This window comes from Acinetobacter sp. ABJ-A23_2 (assembly GCF_044538765.1).
Taxonomy (GTDB): Bacteria; Pseudomonadota; Gammaproteobacteria; order Pseudomonadales; family Moraxellaceae; genus Acinetobacter; species Acinetobacter nosocomialis_A.
On record NZ_JBIUCP010000003.1, the window covers coordinates 26622 to 44357 of the forward strand.

At 37.8% G+C, this 17736-nt stretch carries 17 protein-coding genes and 2 pseudogenes; 8 read left to right on the forward strand and 11 right to left on the reverse strand.

Translation table 11 applies throughout. From position 1 onward, the window contains the following. Window positions 1–8: 8 nt before the first annotated feature. Genes ACH63V_RS01800 through ACH63V_RS01820 form a run of 5 tightly spaced genes read right to left on the reverse strand, consistent with a single transcriptional unit; the run spans window position 9 to window position 6473 of the window. Window positions 9–3692: a pilus assembly protein PilY gene (locus tag ACH63V_RS01800; protein ID WP_396462564.1), complete on the reverse strand. Its 3684-nt coding sequence runs from the start codon at window positions 3690–3692 to the stop codon at window positions 9–11. A gap of 19 nt (window positions 3693–3711) precedes the next feature. After that, window positions 3712–4491: a pilus assembly PilX N-terminal domain-containing protein gene (locus ACH63V_RS01805; protein ID WP_343568814.1), complete on the reverse strand. Its 780-nt coding sequence runs from the start codon at window positions 4489–4491 to the stop codon at window positions 3712–3714. Beyond that, entirely contained in the window at window positions 4488–5525 is a 1038-nt protein-coding gene (locus tag ACH63V_RS01810; protein ID WP_396462565.1) for a PilW family protein, read from the reverse strand. Before ACH63V_RS01810 ends, ACH63V_RS01805 begins: the two co-directional genes overlap by 4 nt. Window position 5526: 1 nt before the next feature. Continuing rightward, window positions 5527–6027 (reverse strand): type IV pilus modification protein PilV, encoded by a 501-nt coding sequence (gene pilV, locus ACH63V_RS01815; RefSeq protein ID WP_396462566.1) that lies wholly within the window; start codon window positions 6025–6027, stop codon window positions 5527–5529. Continuing rightward, entirely contained in the window at window positions 6024–6473 is a 450-nt protein-coding gene (locus ACH63V_RS01820; RefSeq protein ID WP_396462567.1) for a GspH/FimT family pseudopilin, read from the reverse strand. The genes pilV and ACH63V_RS01820 overlap by 4 nt, the downstream gene beginning before the upstream one ends. On the opposite strand from ACH63V_RS01820, the pseudogene ACH63V_RS01825 reads away from it, so the two are divergent. After that, window positions 6382–6627 (forward strand): annotated as a pseudogene (locus ACH63V_RS01825) (hypothetical protein); the annotation flags it as partial. The gene ACH63V_RS01820 and the pseudogene ACH63V_RS01825 overlap by 92 nt on opposite strands. Window positions 6628–6639: 12 nt before the next feature. Here the strand turns inward: ACH63V_RS01825 and ispH are convergent. Next, the gene (ispH, locus tag ACH63V_RS01830; RefSeq protein WP_304591403.1) at window positions 6640–7590 is read right to left on the reverse strand and encodes a 4-hydroxy-3-methylbut-2-enyl diphosphate reductase; all 951 of its coding nucleotides are present in this window, start codon (window positions 7588–7590) and stop codon (window positions 6640–6642) included. Window positions 7591–7712: 122 nt separating this feature from the next. Between ispH and gmk the strand changes: the two genes are divergently transcribed. The 7 genes and pseudogenes from gmk to bfr all read left to right on the forward strand — a co-directional run bounded on the left by gmk (window position 7713) and on the right by bfr (window position 12635). Next, a complete protein-coding gene (gmk, locus tag ACH63V_RS01835) occupies window positions 7713–8342 on the forward strand; it encodes a guanylate kinase (RefSeq protein ID WP_263614720.1) in 630 nt (209 codons plus the stop codon). Between the two features lie 72 nt (window positions 8343–8414). Continuing rightward, on the forward strand, window positions 8415–8693 hold the full coding sequence (gene rpoZ, locus ACH63V_RS01840) for a DNA-directed RNA polymerase subunit omega (protein WP_000135049.1): 279 nt from the start codon (window positions 8415–8417) through the stop codon (window positions 8691–8693). A 38-nt stretch (window positions 8694–8731) separates the two neighbouring features. Next, window positions 8732–8862, forward strand: a pseudogene (locus tag ACH63V_RS01845) (hypothetical protein). A gap of 39 nt (window positions 8863–8901) precedes the next feature. Beyond that, window positions 8902–11007 carry a RelA/SpoT family protein gene (locus tag ACH63V_RS01850; RefSeq protein WP_396462568.1) on the forward strand — a complete coding sequence of 702 codons (2106 nt, stop codon included), beginning with the start codon at window positions 8902–8904 and terminating at the stop codon, window positions 11005–11007. A gap of 121 nt (window positions 11008–11128) precedes the next feature. After that, window positions 11129–11512 (forward strand): RidA family protein, encoded by a 384-nt coding sequence (locus tag ACH63V_RS01855; RefSeq protein WP_002051728.1) that lies wholly within the window; start codon window positions 11129–11131, stop codon window positions 11510–11512. Between the two features lie 219 nt (window positions 11513–11731). Further along, a complete protein-coding gene (locus tag ACH63V_RS01860; RefSeq protein ID WP_000289091.1) occupies window positions 11732–11926 on the forward strand; it encodes a bacterioferritin-associated ferredoxin in 195 nt (64 codons plus the stop codon). Window positions 11927–12170: 244 nt separating this feature from the next. After that, the gene (gene bfr / locus ACH63V_RS01865) at window positions 12171–12635 is read left to right on the forward strand and encodes a bacterioferritin (protein WP_000678123.1); all 465 of its coding nucleotides are present in this window, start codon (window positions 12171–12173) and stop codon (window positions 12633–12635) included. 40 nt (window positions 12636–12675) lie between these two features. On the opposite strand, the gene ACH63V_RS01870 is transcribed toward bfr, so the two are convergent. From ACH63V_RS01870 to ACH63V_RS01890, 5 genes are all read right to left on the reverse strand, one after another. Then, complete coding sequence (locus ACH63V_RS01870) at window positions 12676–14304, reverse strand: Wzy polymerase domain-containing protein (protein WP_396462569.1); 1629 nt, start codon at window positions 14302–14304, stop codon at window positions 12676–12678. A gap of 98 nt (window positions 14305–14402) precedes the next feature. Then, window positions 14403–15137, reverse strand: coding sequence for a TfpX/TfpZ family type IV pilin accessory protein (gene tfpZ / locus ACH63V_RS01875; protein WP_343568824.1), 735 nt, complete (start codon window positions 15135–15137; stop codon window positions 14403–14405). A gap of 70 nt (window positions 15138–15207) precedes the next feature. Then, the gene (locus tag ACH63V_RS01880) at window positions 15208–15750 is read right to left on the reverse strand and encodes a prepilin-type N-terminal cleavage/methylation domain-containing protein (RefSeq protein ID WP_343568826.1); all 543 of its coding nucleotides are present in this window, start codon (window positions 15748–15750) and stop codon (window positions 15208–15210) included. Between the two features lie 341 nt (window positions 15751–16091). Continuing rightward, complete coding sequence (locus ACH63V_RS01885) at window positions 16092–16652, reverse strand: TPM domain-containing protein (RefSeq protein WP_311069798.1); 561 nt, start codon at window positions 16650–16652, stop codon at window positions 16092–16094. Continuing rightward, entirely contained in the window at window positions 16646–17728 is a 1083-nt protein-coding gene (locus ACH63V_RS01890; protein ID WP_343568829.1) for a TPM domain-containing protein, read from the reverse strand. Before ACH63V_RS01890 ends, ACH63V_RS01885 begins: the two co-directional genes overlap by 7 nt. Window positions 17729–17736 lie beyond the last annotated feature (8 nt).

Below are 17736 nucleotides of genomic sequence, written 5' to 3' on the forward strand. Positions count from 1 at the left end.
ATCCCTTCCTAACGGACATACCAGCGCTGTGGTATTAAACACATTTTGCTACTACTAGAGGCAATAATACCGCCGATAGTGGTGACACCACGGTTACCCATATTTACACAATAGTTCTTATTATTAGTACTTCCATTACCGTCACCGCCACCGCCGCCACCACCACCGCCGCCGCCGCCGCTACCACCATCATCTACAACAGTAGTATCTTGAATACCCGCCCCTTGTGAACAACTTGTACCAGGCGCACACTGAACACTAACATTTTCAGCTGCTAGAGTAGATTGGCTACATTGTCCAAAAGGCATACAGAACTGATTTAAAAAGCTTTCGCCTTTTACTCCTGCTCCACAATCTCCAGACATACCTGCTTTTCCACCATCAAAAGTAGAAACAAACATACGATGATTTAATACGATTGGTGTTGAAAACACTTTAGCATCTTGAATATTGGTCGACTTAAATTGATAGAACCATCCACGGGTAGCAGAAAGTAAAGCGATTGCACCATTATCATATGTATTCCAATTTGAATTAGTAATTTCCCCCAATTGATTAGTATTTGTGATTGGAGTTTGATATACAAAATCAGCTTTATATAAATTTCTATCTGCTACATCTTTATCGTAAATATTATATACCGCATCATAATTATAACCTTGGCCCGAGGCATACTGAGCTAAGGGTTTACTACGATTACCACTACCAATAGAAACAACGGCAAACGTTGTGCCATTATAGTCATACACTGAAAATGCAGGCATTTCATAAAAACGTGGACTAGCAGCACCATTATTTAAATTCAATAATAATTGTGGAGGCTTAGCAAAGTTTGCATTTGTTGCCGCAGTGTTATCTAAATCTATACGGAATAGTTGACCACCTAAATCACCAAAATAAAGATGATCAATCAAACCATCACCATTTCGATCTTCGGTACGAATTTCACTTACTACGCTATATTTTAAATTATTGGATTGAGTATAAGCTTCGGCACCTTGAGCTGTAGTCGCTTTAGCACTAGCCCACCAAAGGAGCTTACCGTTATCAGCGTCAAACATATATACACCTGCACCTTGGCTAATGCTCGGGTTATAGGTATCACTTTCATAGCCTTCATCATAACCACCGCCAACAAACATTACTCGTTTACGTTCAGTAGTTTTACCATCGCTTTTCTTCCAATTTACCCAGCCAATACTCGGCTTAGACCAACTTTGGCCCATATTACTTAATGCAGCATAAGTAGTAGTTGTACCGTTATAATAGGTTTTCTGTTCATCAGGAGATATTTGGAACAGTAACTTTGGATTACTCATATCTTGCAAATTGAGTGCATAATAACTACGCCCTCCCATTCGCAAACCGCCATACACGATCTGCTTCCCTTCTTGAGAACCATAGCCTTTACCGACAGTGAGTCCTTTTCGACTACCATCTAATACATACTGAGTATAACTAGCCCAAGGTCCATCAATACCATAATATAATTGATCGACCCCTCCATTCATGGCATCGTTTTTCAAAAATGCTTCGGGTTGTTTCTCGATCATTTCATTTGGTACAAAGGTGAATACTTCTTTTCCGCCATTACTATCCACAGAAGTACTATCATTTTTACCAGCCTTAACTATATGTAAAAGCCCCTGTGTTGTGCCAAATAAGACATAGTCTTCACGATTTTGAGTATCAATTACGCCATTTGTATACGTAATTTGACCACTATTGGTAATTAATAGTGGTGAGGAATGCATTAACGCACCAATCTGTCTTAAAGAAGTGGACGGAGTAGCATTAAGAACTAAATGATCAGGATCCTTTGCTTGAGTCACAGTCATTGGATACCCAAGCAACGCCATTAAATAACCGCGTTTCCCATCAGTTTGGTACGTCGCATCTGTTAAATCGGATTTTTTAATTTGTCTTAGAGTTGTTGTGGTTGAACCGTCTGCACTTCGATTCGTCAAAAGATTACGATTCTCTTGTGTTGTTTGATTCATTGTTAGGAGTAACTGTGACCACGCTCCTCCTTTTAGAGTGTAGCTATTACTCCCAGGCGTATTGGAATCAGAATTATCATTTGTACTGTCATTATCGGTATATGCCCAAAAGTCACGATTTGGAAGTATTTGTCCCTTTGTAGCAGTTGCTGTACTAATTAAAGTACTATTATCACGATCTTTTAAAATACCATTAACTACTGCATATTTTTTGAGATTACCCGCCCAAAGTTGATAGTTTTTATCTGGAGTCGGTTGGAACTGAGGGAAATAAGCCTGTTTTTGTAATACAGCAGGGTTAAGACTATCTTTAGGAATGGTAGGTGAACCTGTAGTTACTGCTGGAATCTCCGAACCTAAATCTCCAAGAAATGCATTTACACTACTTACAACGTCTTGAGAGCTTGAACCAGAATACCAACCACCACTTGCATTAACACCCCATTTCGCAGCTTCTTTTTGATTTGCCGATGCAGTAGAGTTGTTAATATTTGCCAAGTTCTCTTCTAAAGAAAGCGACCTATTAAAAGATGGAATAATATTAAAATCACTTCCAAAACCAACAACAGCCGTTTTAATTTTTAATCCAACAGGATTACTGCCATTGTTTAGTAAAAATTGTGAAAACTGTTGAATACAATTCCAGCCTGTATCACTATCCGTACAAGCAAATGTTTTACCGCTTAAAGCTTTCTTCATTAATCCTGATGCTGAAGAGTTTCCATTTGGATCACCATCAGTTAAAACATAAACACCTTGACCACTACACTGTGTAGTACTTCCTGTCATTTGTTTAGTAATGCTATCAGGGCGTACATAGCTCCCTCCACTGGTTGCACCTGTACCAGCATAGTTAAAACCACTATTACTTAGTCCTTGAGTGGTGGTACCCATTAAAGAAGCCGCTGCCTCTGCATAAGCATTAGCTGTCGGAGTACCGCCTCTGGCACCCAGTTTTGCAATTTCTTCTATTAGTATTCTTCTTTGAGTTTTACCATTTACGACTGCATCTAAACGTCGAGCTGGAATACGGACCTGCCCCGTTAAATTGTCTGCAGCAGTCGGCTCACCAGCAGTATTAAATTGTGTTGGACGAGAAAAAGTTGTAAGGCCAATCAACTTATCATCCGAAATAGGTAAAATTCCTTTGCTACTATTACCGTTAAGTAAATCAATCATGCCATCTTTTACACGAGTAATACGGTCAGGATATTGTGTATCTGGGCCTGCTTTATAGTAATAAGTATTATAGTTTGAAGATATTGGGGTCAGGCCAATTGTAGAAGGCTGGGCCCTCAATTTAGTTATACAATCACTTTTTGAACTCGAATTGCCACAGCTATACCAAGATGTCCCCGACTTCATATAATAGTAAGTTGGAGCAGTAGCAGTACAGTAATAACGCTTATATTCTGCAACTCCATTACTCGACAACACATTGTTATAACCCGTTTGTACAACATCATTTGGTATATCACATGCACTGGCATTATTTTGTAGCTGCGGATATCCCATAGAACCTGAAATATCCAATACAAACATTAAGGTAATATCACCAGCTTTTGCTTTTTGATAGATATCAATATCACTGGCCTGACTTACACTACTCGCTACTAACCCAGTACATAAAGCAGCTACCGCACTTGTTAAAAGCTTTGGATGATATGAAAACTTTAAGTCTTTCTTATCCATTATTATTTTCCCCAATTAATTAAAAATCTTGTGCAATAGTGTATTCAGTGACATTGGTGGTAAATGGAACATTTAAGCTTGTTAAACACTCTGATACTGATCTTAAAGGATTATCTAAGTCGGATTTATTAGTGACATCTGGCGCTGCCGTTCCATCTGGAAGTGTCACTTCACTCATGTGTTGTTGTAGACACTTGTTAATATCAGCATGACTAACACTACTTAAACTTGGCATTAATGACACAGCAAATACTTTGACTCGTTTCGCCTCTTGGACTTGTCCTTCTTTTTCATCAAGACCACGAGTTCGAGCATAAAATGGGTCATCCTCCCCAACAGTCGAAAATTTAACAGCGACCTGAGTCATAACTGCCCTACGACCACTGGTAAACCAGTTATTGGTTGTATCGACTGCATCGCAATAACCATCTGTACCTAATGCATTATTATTAGGTGCACTATTTCCGTCTATCCACTGCATTAAGCTGGCGCGTCCAATATTAAAAAAGTCACTTTGATCTCCGCGATAACAAAAGACTAATTCCTTATTTTTGTCATTTGCATTGCTGATATAACCAAAAAGACCCGTTGCACTTAAACTCTGAATTAAGTTAGTTGGATTCTCTATTTGAAAAAAAGAAGCGTCTGAATTTTGCAATATCAATTGCTGCACTTGGCTATTCGTCGCTATATTTAAATTAATCAAACCCTTACGAATAGCTATTGTGCCAATAATCATAATTGCTACTAAGAAAATGAGTACAACAATTAACGCTGAGCCACCCTGCTTCAGTTTCATTTCCCACGCTCCCCAATCACATTACGCAAGGTAATGGTTTGTGATATCACTTGACGCACATATTTTTTTGTCGAATTAGTAGGCTTTTTTACTGTAATCGTTTGGTCCAATACTGAAAATTGTTGGTCATCTTTAATTGCTACTTCTGCACCGACTGGTTGCAATGAACGTGTTAATAATCCGATTTGGACTGAAACAATACGTGGACGAGGAGCAGTCAAACTTAAATAATCATGTATTGAAATATAACGACGCCCAGAATTTCCTTGGACATTCAGTAAAACCCGAAAATAATCCACACGTTTCATTATAATTTCACCTGCATCCCCATAACGAGTTATAGCAGTTGGGCTTCCTGTTAGAGGATAATAGCCAGCATCACAAGCAAGTGCTAAAGGTTGATTAGGTTCATCACTATTATTTTTATCGTCTTTACGTAAAAAATATCGTTGGACTATGACTTGACGGCCACTAGCAAGAGGAAAATTCAGATTATTTCCTTCACAATCTGTACCGCCTATATATTCATCATCAGCTTGAGTTGCGGTACCTTTAGTATCAATTGTATATTGCGGTATATATTGAATAACGAGTTGGTCACTAGCAATATCACTTCCATTACTTTGGACGTTTGATGCTCCAGTCCAAGCATTACCACTACTAACACTATCCCCCTGACTACGAGAAAGTAGATTAGGATTAGCAGTTACACCAACAATAGTTTTATAAAGATTACTAAGAGGCTCATTAGCCGCATCTTTAGCTGAATTAATTGCAGAAGTTAAGACAATACCACCATAAGCAGTTTGATCATCAATAACCGCTTTTGGATTATTTAAGTTTGCAAGGCGAATATCTTGAGTTAAATAGTTAAGGCCAAAATTTGCATTATCTTGCACATCAGAAACACCTACCTGCATAGATAAACTTTTTTGACTAGACAAAAATAATAATATTGCAGCAGCAGTAATTATGAGACCTAAGGCTAACGAAATTATTAATTCGATTAATGTAAAACCCTGATGTTTTTTCATTTTAATAGGCCTCCATAATCACACATGTTGAATTATCGTTATATGAAGTATCTTGAGTACAATCTCCTACGCCAGTGCCATTCGTTGCACTAGTATCGCCCCATGCAATATAAATACATTGACGATTATTAGTTTGTGGACAAGCAACCATATTCATAGTCATGCCTAAAGAAGACGCACTATTAACAACTTGTGCAACATCAAAATCTGCTAGCTCCGTATCAGTACAATTGTTTTGAAAGCAATTTTTAGCAAAGTCTGTTTGTTTACTGGCATCTTGGAGTTGCTGGTTATATACAGTTAAAGAATTACGATTAACTCTAATCCGTTCGGCAAGATCACGCGCCAATGTAATTGCTTGAACACGCGAAGTACTTTCTGCACTTGCTTCTAAGGCTCTATACTGCAAAGCAATAAAGCCTAAAATGCCAATTGCCAAAATCAGCAAAGCAACTAAAATTTCAATCATACCCATACCACGCTGGTGTCCAAGGCTCTTCATGAACATGTCCCCATTGTGATTGACTGAATTGATCCCATTCTTGAAACACTAATAATTTTTGATTTATTACCGGACGCCGTATTACAAATTTCAAAAGTTGTATCTCCGGTCGCATCTTTCACTAAACCGGACATCGAAAATATGATGGAGGTATCAGATCCTGTCTTTAATTGAGCTTTTCCACTTGGCATCCAATTGATTTGATTGTCAGTATCTGCAATATAAGTAGAATTTAATTGCACTTTGACTTGTCTACGTTCTACTACAGCTTTCATACGTGCCTGATTTATACTTGAAACTAGATCTTCTGTGCTTCTATTCAAATTTTGGTTATTCAACATATCCCCAAACATTGGAACAGCCATGGTTGCAATAATAGCCATCATTACAATTGTCACCATGAGCTCAATTAAGGTGAACCCTTCTTGCGGAATAATCCCCCTCATCCCCATAACCCCAAATGAACTTAAAAATTTTATTTCTATATAAATTTTACGTTTTACTTTTACAAAACGAATACAAACCAGATAAAGGGTATAAAAAAACAGATAACTGTCATATCACAATTATCTGTTTAACTTTTTAAAATCAGTATGTTAAACAAGTCACACTTTATGCTTGTGTCACATGAATGCGTAATTCTTTAGGAAGACTAAAAGTAATGTTTTCTTCACGTCCTTCTAACTCTTTAGGCGCCTGAGCACCCCAATCTTGCAAACGTTGAATGACTTGCTTAATTAAAATTTCTGGAGCCGAGGCACCAGCTGTTACACCAATTTTGCAACTTTCATTGAACCATGATTGCTCAAGCTGATCGGCATTATCTACAAGATAAGCGGCTTTACCCATACGTTCAGCAAGCTCGCGTAAACGGTTCGAATTTGATGAATTAGGTGAACCAACAACCAGTACGACATCGCATTTTTCAGCTAAGTCACGTACTGCATCTTGTCTGTTTTGAGTCGCGTAACAAATATCATCTTTACGCGGCCCTTGAATTTTAGGGAACTTCGCACGCAAGGCATCAATAACTTTCGCTGTATCATCAATAGATAAAGTTGTTTGAGTAACAAAAGCCAATTTTTCTGGATGTCTGACTTCAAGTGCTGCCACATCAGCTTCATCTTCAACCAAATAAATGTCACCGCCTTTTAATTTGTCATATTGCCCCATTGTTCCTTCAACTTCTGGATGCCCTTCATGACCAATTAAAATCGCTTCAGTTCCTTCACGAGCATATTTAGTTACTTCAATATGTACTTTAGTAACAAGCGGACAAGTCGCATCAAAAACTTTTAGACCTCGACGCTCTGCTTCTTGCTGAACTGCTTTTGAAACCCCGTGCGCACTAAAAATGACAATCGAATCATCTGGTACTTGATCCAACTCATCAACGAAAACCGCCCCTCTTTGACGTAAGTCATCTACCACAAATTTGTTATGGACAACTTCATGACGCACATAAATAGGAGGATTAAAACATTCCAAAGCCCGATTGACGATTGCTATGGCTCGATCAACACCGGCACAAAAACCACGCGGATTAGCTAACACAATTTCCATAACAGCCTCAAAATTAATAAAACAGGGGAATTTCTCGTAAATATTTGCAGTTAAAACTATTCAGTTTAAACGCACGGTACACTACAATAGCGAAGATATTTTATCATATCAGGAAAAATATCATGTCGGGTCTATTGTTTGTCGTTTCTGCTGCATCAGGAACGGGCAAAACATCTTTGGTGAAAGCCCTACTTGACCGTGTAAGCAATTTACATGTTTCAGTTTCGCATACTACCCGAGGTCAACGACCAGGTGAATTAGATGGTGTTCACTATCATTTCACAACAAAAGATGACTTTTTAGACCAAGTAGACCAAGGTGGATTTATTGAATACGCTGAAGTATTTGGTAACTACTATGGCACTTCGCAAGCAACCGTAAAACAACAGTTAGCTCAAGGACATGATGTCTTGCTTGAAATTGATTGGCAAGGTGCAGAGCAAGTACGTAAGTTGTTTCCTGAATCTAAACAAATCTTTATTTTACCACCTACTCAATTTGATTTACGCCAGCGTTTATCTAATCGCGGTACAGATTCTGTTGAAGTTATTGAACATCGTTTAAGCTGCGCTGTTGAAGATATGCAGCATTATACGAACTTTGACTACATCATTATTAATGATGATTTTAATAAAGCCTTACATGAGCTTGAAGCTGTGATCACAGCGAACCGTTTAGTGCTATCTCAGCAAGCAAAAAGACACCAAACCTTAATTCAAGACTTGATTACTCCTCAACCAAAACAGGAATAACTTGAGTCTAGAACGAAAGCCTTTTATACTATTTAGTCTGTTCAAATTTACCATTCCAAAACGAGAACTTTTATGGCACGCGTCACCGTTGAAGATTGTTTAGATCATGTAGACAACCGTTTTGAGCTTGTGCTCGTTGCAAGTAAACGTGCTCGTCAATTGGCACGTCAAGGCATGGAGCCAACTGTAGAATGGGATAACGACAAACCAACAGTTGTTGCTTTACGTGAAATCGCTGTAGGACACGTAACGAAAGAAATTCTTAAACAACGTGAGCAAGATTACCAAACTTCTAGTCTTGATCTTGCCCTTTCTACAAACAGCTTAAATTTAGAAGGTTTTTCTTTCTAATTACTCCTGTTTCTATAAAAAACCATCGTTTCTTTGCGATGGTTTTTTATTTGGCTTCTTCATATTTAAAACATATTGGCAAAAGCAATTATTTTCATTGAAAAAAAAATACACTTTTTCAAATGAAAAAATTGACAAGTTCCGCAATATGCTTTTCATTAAGAAGTAGATAGATTTAGTTTTTTAAGCAACAGAAAAAGGGTGGTCTATGCCAGGCGAAGAGGTCAGCCAAGCCAAGCAACAGCTCAAATTAATTATCGAACCTTACTTATCAGTAAGCGAAGTCGAAAAAGTGCTTGCTGCCTGTGATTTTGGAGATCTGGCACACACTGGTATTACACGTAAAAGTGGCGAACCCTATATTCTGCATCCAATTGCTGTTAGCTGTATTTTAGCTAACATGCGACTGGACCCTGAAACTTTAATGGCAGCGCTTTTACATGATGTCATTGAAGATACTCAATATACCAAAGAAGATATTATTGAGCGATTCGGACAAACTGTTGCAGAGCTCGTTGATGGTGTAACCAAGTTAAGCCAATCAAGCGACAAAGAATATAATAAAGCGGCGTCTTTCAGAAAAATTTTGCAAGCAACGTTACAAGATCCACGTGTCATTATTATTAAGCTAGCCGATCGCTATCATAATATGACTACCTTGGGTGCTTTACGTCCCGATAAACGTGCTCGTATCGCGCAAGAAACTTTTGATATTTTTGTACCCATGGCAAGATTAGTCGGCATGAATGAAATGGCTGATAATCTTGAAAACTTATGTTATCAAAATCTAGATTTAGATATGTTTGATAACGTCCAGAATGCTTTACTCCAAACCAAACCAGAACGATGTAAATATCAAAGTATCTGGGAGCAAAACCTTGCAGAGCTTCTGCACAATTATCATATCCAAGGCCGTATTAAAAAGAAAAATAATAATATTGAACTATTACGCCACTTCGTTAAAAACGAGATGGATTTGCAAGAGCTTACTCATAGCCATGCCTTTGAAATCGTTTTACAGTCTATTGCTGACTGCGACCGTTTATTTGCAGCATTAAAAGAAAATTTCCAAGTCATCCAATATCAAGATCATATCCGTCGTCCATTGCCTGGTGGCAATCAGTCTTTATTGATCAAGCTCAAAGGCGAAAAAACTACATTATCGCTCACTGTCCAAACTGAGCTCATGCGTAAAGCTGCCCGTTTTGGTGTGGTATTAGGTGAAAATGCACCGCAAACTTGTCGTTCTGCCATTCAGGCATCAATGCAGAACTTAAATACACTCATTGATGGTGAATGCGCTAAAACAACTTTTAATGATTTACTTGATTATTTACATCAAGAAAAAATTTGGGTCTATACCCCACATGGCCAATTACATGAATTACCACAAGGTGCAACAGTAGTTGACTTCGCCTATTCAGCAAGTCTTTTCTTGGGTAACCATGCAGTAGGCGCAAAAGTTGATGGTGAAATTAAACCACTTTCAACACCCTTAGTCAGTGGACAAGTTATTGAAATTATTACTGATGTCTTGGCAACTCCAAATCCAGATTGGTTGAGTTTCATTAACACTCAGAAAGCTCGCCGTGCTTTACAACATGTACTCAAAGATCAAGATATTGAAGAACAACGTTTAGTGGGTGCACAAGCACTTTCACGAGCATTGAAACTCTTTAATCGTTCAATCACTGATCTTTCAGAAGCAGATTGGCTAGACCTCTTACAATGGCGTCATATTGACAATAAAGATGCATTATTTGAGCAAATCGCAGTTGGAGACTTACTTCCTCAACTTGTAGCCAACCATTTGTTTGCAAATGACAAACATCCACAAGTAGAAAATTCAGACCGATTAATTCAGGGTACTGAGGGCATCGATGTTAAATATGCTCATTGCTGTAATCCAGTTTTGGGCGATCTCATTCAGGGTCATTTAACACGCCGCGGATTAATTGTGCATCGTATTCGTTGTCATAATTTACTTCATGAACAACATTTGCATCCAGAAAATATTATGCCGCTTCAATGGAAAGCAGATGACGTAGATGATGTACGTTTTACTGCCTACCTTGCGATTTATATGGCCATGAATGATGAGCAGGTATCAGACCTCATCTATCAATGTCGCAAAAATAATGCAGGGGTAGAAATGGTGCATTCCAATGAGCAGCGAACTTTTGTGAACATCGTGGTGAACAATCGTAAGCACATAGCAAAAGTCATTCGTGATTTACGCATGCACTATGGGTTCCCCCGTATTGAGCGTTTAGATGCCCCTGCCCCACAAGCGGAAATTTCTAAAGTCAGCTAAAATTTGTTCTACTTTACTAAAATCTAACTTTCCAGAAGCACATAATCAATTAAATCGATGATACTTTTGTCAAAACGTATCATCGATTATGATGGAAAAAGATTTAATCAAGGAGAACCAAATGTCCCGCCAAGTCATTCATACTGAAAATGCCCCTGCTGCTATTGGCACATATTCTCAAGCCATTTTAGTAGGTAACACCTTATACCTATCAGGGCAAATTGGTTTAGACCCTTACAGTATGGAACTTGTTGACGGTATTGAAGCTCAAATCCGCCGTGTATTTGATAATCTAAAAGCAGTATGTGAAGCTGCGGGTGGCTCACTCGCAGATATTGCAAAGCTCAATATTTTCCTTACTGATTTATCTAATTTCCAGCTTGTAAACCAAATTATGGGCGAATATTTTGCTCAGCCATACCCAGCTCGTGCTGCACTTGGGGTAGCAAGTTTACCTAAAGGTGCATTAGTAGAAATGGACGGAATTGTAATTATTAATCAATAAGATAAAGATTTAACTACAGATTAATTCTTAAATATTTTGCTCTAAAATTAGATACCGCCATGCTTAGAAATCTGAATAATTATTAGATTTCCGCTTAGGTGGTATTTTTTTATCCAAAATCCCAATAAAGATAAATGAGATTTTAAATGAATTTCATTGACAAACGATAATAATTATCAATAATATCAATTATCGCATTTATATTTGGGGATCACTCCCATGTACGTTTGCTTGTGTCGTGGCATTACCGATCAGGATATTAAAGACGCTATTGAAAATGGCGCTGAAAGCTATCGTGAAATTCGCGATTTGCTTGATCTCGGTACTTGCTGTGGACGCTGTGCACCAGAAGCACGTGCTATTATTAGTGAAGAATTAGCAGAAATTGCTGCACGCATTTCTGTAGCTGCATAATAAAAATTAGTATTTAACAGTAAATTATTGACTCCTCCACCGCTTTTTGCGGAACGTTAATTGTTCCTCATTCAAGCGGTTTTTTTTGGAAGGAAATTCACCTTTACCAATATTGTGTTGTTTTTGATTGCGATTTTCATTTGCTGTTCTATAAATTACTCGCCATATCCATGATTGTTCACTAAAATGAATTCATAGATTGCCTTAAGTGAATTAAGGCAGAAATTGTTTTGGAGTAGCTACAATGAAAGGCAATCGTGATGTGATTAATCAGCTTAACCAAGTGCTGTATCATCATTTAACTGCAATTAACCAATACTTTTTACACTCTCGCATGTTTAATGACTGGGGAATTGAACAACTCGGTTCCGCTGAATATAAAGAATCAATTCGTCAAATGAAGCATGCAGATAAAATTATTGAACGTATTCTATTTTTAGAAGGCCTTCCGAATCTTCAACATCTAGGTAAATTATATATCGGTCAACATACAGAAGAAGTTCTGCAATGTGATATTCGTAAAGTGAAAGAAAACATTGAAGCCATTCAGAAAGCAGTCGCTTTAGCTGAAACAGAACAAGATTATGTAACGCGTGATTTAGTACAAGAAATTCTAGAAAAAGAAGAAGAATATTGGGATTGGTTAGATACTCAAATTGACCTTATCGGTAGCGTTGGTATCGAAAACTATATCCAGAGCCAAATGTAATCTTTCATAAAAAAATCCCCTTGAAAACAAGGGGATTTTTTTATTTATCTTTTAATAATTGTGCCAGTGTTATTTGCTGTCCATAAAGGTGCTGCAAAATAAATATTTGTTGCTCTGCTTGATCTACTTTTCCATTATAAGCAAGTAACTGAGCATATTTACGCAAATTATAAGGGGTTGCTTTGTTCTTCACAAAATTTCCCCATTGAACTAATTCTGCTTCAGATAAAGTTACATTAGGATTGAGTGCAATCCATTTTAAACGCTGCTCAAATTGGGTTAAAACAAAAATCTGGTCACTTCCCATGAGCTCAGCATTTGGCTGCTTATTTTTAAATAGTAAATTGCTATTCATGACATAAACATTGTAGTCGCGCCAAATCGCAACTATCAGCACTAAACTAATCCCCCAAATGAAGCGAAGAATTTGTTTGTTAAGCTTAATACCTTTTAGTATAGGAATCTGTGCTTGAATTACACCTAATAAAAAGCCACAAGTCAGCAAGAAATAAGCATAACGCTGCGGAAACTCCAACATGGCGTGAATAAGCACAGTACAGACCATCATCACTGCGATAATCGAGATTGTTTCTTTTGCTTGTTGATTTAGCCAAAATAGCCAACATGTAAAGTAAGCAATAATCACCGCACCAAGTAGAATACCATTCCAAATAATAAGATCTAGCAACACATTATGAGCGCTGGTCGTCCACTCCGTCGTTGGAAAAAGAGCATAAGCAGACATTTGAGCAACACTGGTTTGATTCCACCCATATCCCAACCAAGGATGTTGCTGTACAGCGATTAACATTTGCGTCCAAATATTAAAACGCAAATAACCCGAGCTTGCCCGTTCAGCCAAGCTACTCGCCTGAGTTATATCTGTATGTGACCATGCCTCAATTAAGCTTGTAAGGAATGGTAAAACTAAGCCGGCCATGAGGAAAAAGCCAGTACACCACAATAAGCCTTGAAATAGTCCAAAACGCTTAGGTTTGTTATATTGCTTAATGGTCCAGTAGATGAGTAAAAATGGAAAAACAATCCAAGAAGTGCGTGATTGACTTAGGACAACTGCAAATAAAATAGTTAGTGCTGATGGCAAGAGTAACCAAACTGATGCTTTATTCTTTTCATATAAATATAAGCACCCTAATAGCCCCATAATAAGAAAGGTTGCCATATTATTGGGTTGGCCAAAGTTACCGTACGGACGGTTACCAATTAAATGCAACATATGTGCAAAATGTGTATCAATATTTAACCACTGACAAACTGCAATAAGACTAGTTGCAAATGAAACGATAACGGTAAGTAAACTAAACCCTGTAAAAATTTCATCTCTTTGTTGTGGTTCTAATGATAGGTTATAACCCGCCACAACCATAAACCAGAAGCCTAACAAGTAAAGTGAACTTAGCAAAGCTGTACTAAAATCGAAAATTAGACCAAAAGCCCACTGCACCACTGGAATTAAAATAAATGGCAATAGTAATAATTGTGCCCGTGGAATTTTTATATTTTGATAAAAAAGTGCAGCTAAGACACTTAGACCTGCCGCAAAGGTACTCATTTCGCTAGAAAACATCACCCAAGGGTTATAGTGAAATGGTGATAACCACGCAAAACCTAACAGGATTGCTGCGAGGAACAGAAAGAATACTTGCATAGTGACAGGTTATAGGCCAAAAACTTGAGAAGGATTATACATGGAAGAAAGTGAGAAGAATTAGCTTGTATATGTATCTTCTCACAAGAGGTGCTAACTTATTTCCATGGTCTCAAGTCTACAATTTTAACCACTTGAGCTGAGTTTTTATCCATTAAAACAACCATATCTACAGCATTGGCTTTTAAAGGAACCCATGCATTCGCTTCCGGATATTTTCTTAAAATATTTTCTACTTGCTGTTTAGAGTTAAATTTTTCCAGTTCATTCAAATTTTGAACTTTATTTCGTATAAGTGGCTTAACTTGTACCAAATCAACATAAAGTTCAGGTCGTTGAGCAGAAGAAATACCACTAAATATTTCTTCAAACATACTTTTGCTACGTTCTTCCTTATTCTTTAGCATTTTAACAGCGGCAAATTGCGGATTAAACCAAGAAGGATACCGGAATTGTGGCTTAGTTATTTGAAGATTGGTGTCAGTAATTTCATTATTTCGCACAAGTTCAAAGCGATCTACATTATACACCAACCAAGCAGGTCGGCCTTGAGCTATGCTATAGAGACCATACCCTAAAGCTAAAATTTGGATGAGAATAATTACTACTAAATCAAATTTAAGTGTTTTTTTTGCTTCTTTATATACAAAAAAACTTAAAGTAGGACCTAATATAACATCTATCCCAATCAGCATTATAAAGATATGAATAACGCCTACAGCTTTTGCTAAGGGTTGTGGATACCACACAAGAAAAAACCAAATGAGAATAATGAAAGCTACTACCATAGAAATAGATAAGTGGCTTAGAAAGAATTTAAAGCGCTTAGACATCTTAATACTCTTTATTATTCTATAGTTAATAAAAAAGACCGAAAAACGGTCTTTTTTATTTATCTAAAAATTAACGGCAAGCAGCTGGAGCAAATTTTGCTTCTAATGTACCCGCACTTAAACCAGTATCTAATTTTGCATCTGTAGCAGCACTATGTGTAGCAGATGCACAACCCCAATCAATTGCTCCAGTCTGTCCATTTGCTAATGCAGTATCTAATGCTATACCTGGGTTACCTGCAGCATTAGCACGAACATAAGGTTTAAGGAAGAGTGTGTTTGCGGTTGCACCAACACCAACTGCTGGTCCGTTATAAACGACTTTAATTTCGCCTGTCTTTTCATCAATCTGTACAGAAGTAACATACTTAGAGTTTGCACCACTCTTATCAGCTTGCGCATTCCAAGTTGTAGCAACATTTTTTAAATCAGTTACTGAAGCGGCATCTGATGCGATCATTTGTTTCGCACTATCTGCTAAATTTAATCCTTCAGAAATACGTGTACGCACGGTATAGTCTGAATATGCTGGAATCGCGATCGCTGCCAAAATACCAATAATCGCAACCACGATCATGAGTTCAATTAATGTAAAACCTTTTTGTGCATTCATAGCCTTTTCCCCAAAGATTGTATGTATGTTTTTATATAAGCTTTTTCAGCTATCATCTATATTGCAGCAACCATGCCAACTTTTATTTTAATTTAAAAACAACAAGTTATGATTTATAACAATTAAACCCAAGAGTATATTAGGCAAATAACTGACAAAAATTGTCACTCAAATTTTATTAGTAATGAATCACTAATAAAAATCTCTTAGCAACTCACTTCTTTTTTTTATTCTTTAATGTGATAAAAATCTCTTTAAAAGCAGATAAATAGATGACATTTTTTGTCAGTCGACATACTAAGCATGAATTTAAAAAAACAGCGAATCATAGGGCAAATAACTTAATTAATAATGATAGGCGCATTCCCTAATTCATTATTTTGATCTGGCATATTCTCATCGTAAAAGCGTGACATCACATCGCCAATTTGCTGAACCCCAATCACTACAGCATGTAAATACTGTTTTTGTTTAAGCTGCTGCACAATAGACTCGCAAATCTGTTGCCATATCTGCTCAGTCGTCGCATTTCCAATACCACGATCAAATATAATTTCTACTGTGCGTTCACATAAATTTAAATAGAGCAGTACACCGCTATTAAGTTCGGTATCCCAAACCCCAAGTTCTGCAAATAATTGCTGAGCTCTTAAACGTGTATTTTGTCTATACGCTTGTGAACAAGGAATATGCCCTTCTATAACGACCTGTATTTCACCAACATGACCAAGTTCTGCTTGTTGAACAGCTTCAGCAATCGCTTGTTTATCATTTTTATTGAAATAACGGCTACTAGCAGGAAAATAACAAAGATGCTTAAACCAACGCTTTAAGCTTGGCTCTACAGATTCCTCAATTTTGGGTTGAGTAATAATTTGTGTTGTTTCTGATGTTGTTACCATGAGCCTGAAGCACCTCCACCACCAAAACGACCTCCACCACCACCATAACCGCCGCCGCCACCACCGAAGCCTCCTCCACGGCCACCGCCGCCAGAACCACTCAGAATGGCCTGTAAAATAAGTTGGGCAATAGAAGTAATGAGTAAAAAGAAGATTCCAAAACCAAGTAATAAGCTAGTCACTAGACCTGCGCCATTTACAAAACCTGCTACAGCAGCAGCAACGCCAGCAGTAGATGCGCTAAGAGGTCGTCCTACAATAAATGAACCCACAATTCCAGCAACAAGAATAAATAAAGCCATTGTCAGGGTTGTCTGTTTAGCTTGTTGTTCTTCGGCAGCCTGATGTTGGCGCTCTTTTAAATCTTGGGCAGCTTGCTGAGCAACTTCCGGATCTAGATTTAAAATTCTTGTAATTTCATCAACACCAGCGTTTAAGCCTTGTGCATATTGGGCTTGTTTAAAATAAGGTGTAATTTGGTTTCGAATAATCCGACTTGCCACAATATCCGGCAATACCCCTTCTAAGCCATAACCGGTTAGTATTTGTATACGGCGGTCATTTACAGCGACTGCAATGAGTAATCCATTGTCACGTTTAGATGATCCCAATTGCCACTTTTCGCCAACACGTAACGCATAATCAAAGATATCTTCTTGACCAGTTGTGGGAACAATCACAATCCCAATCTGCGCTTTGCCTTGTTGGTATAAACTTAGAATTTTTTGGTTAAGTTGCTGCTTCTCAGCCTCGCTTAAGATATTGGCTTGATCAATGACAGGCTGATTTAATGTAGGTAAACCACGAATTGATTCACCATCAGCCATATCATTCGCAACCTGAGCTTGAGGCGCTGCACTTGAAGCAGCCTGCTCATTTACTTTAGGCTTCGATGCTTGAGCTTGCTGCTGTTGAATAATTTTACCTGCCACCACCGTGTCAGTTTCATCTGTAGCAGTGGCAATATTATTCTCACTCCAAGCCGCACTCTGAAACAGAACACTACAGCAGAGCATAATTAAGGTAATAACGAATACCTTAATTTGCTTAGACTGAAGCAATATAGTATTTCTCATGCGGCACT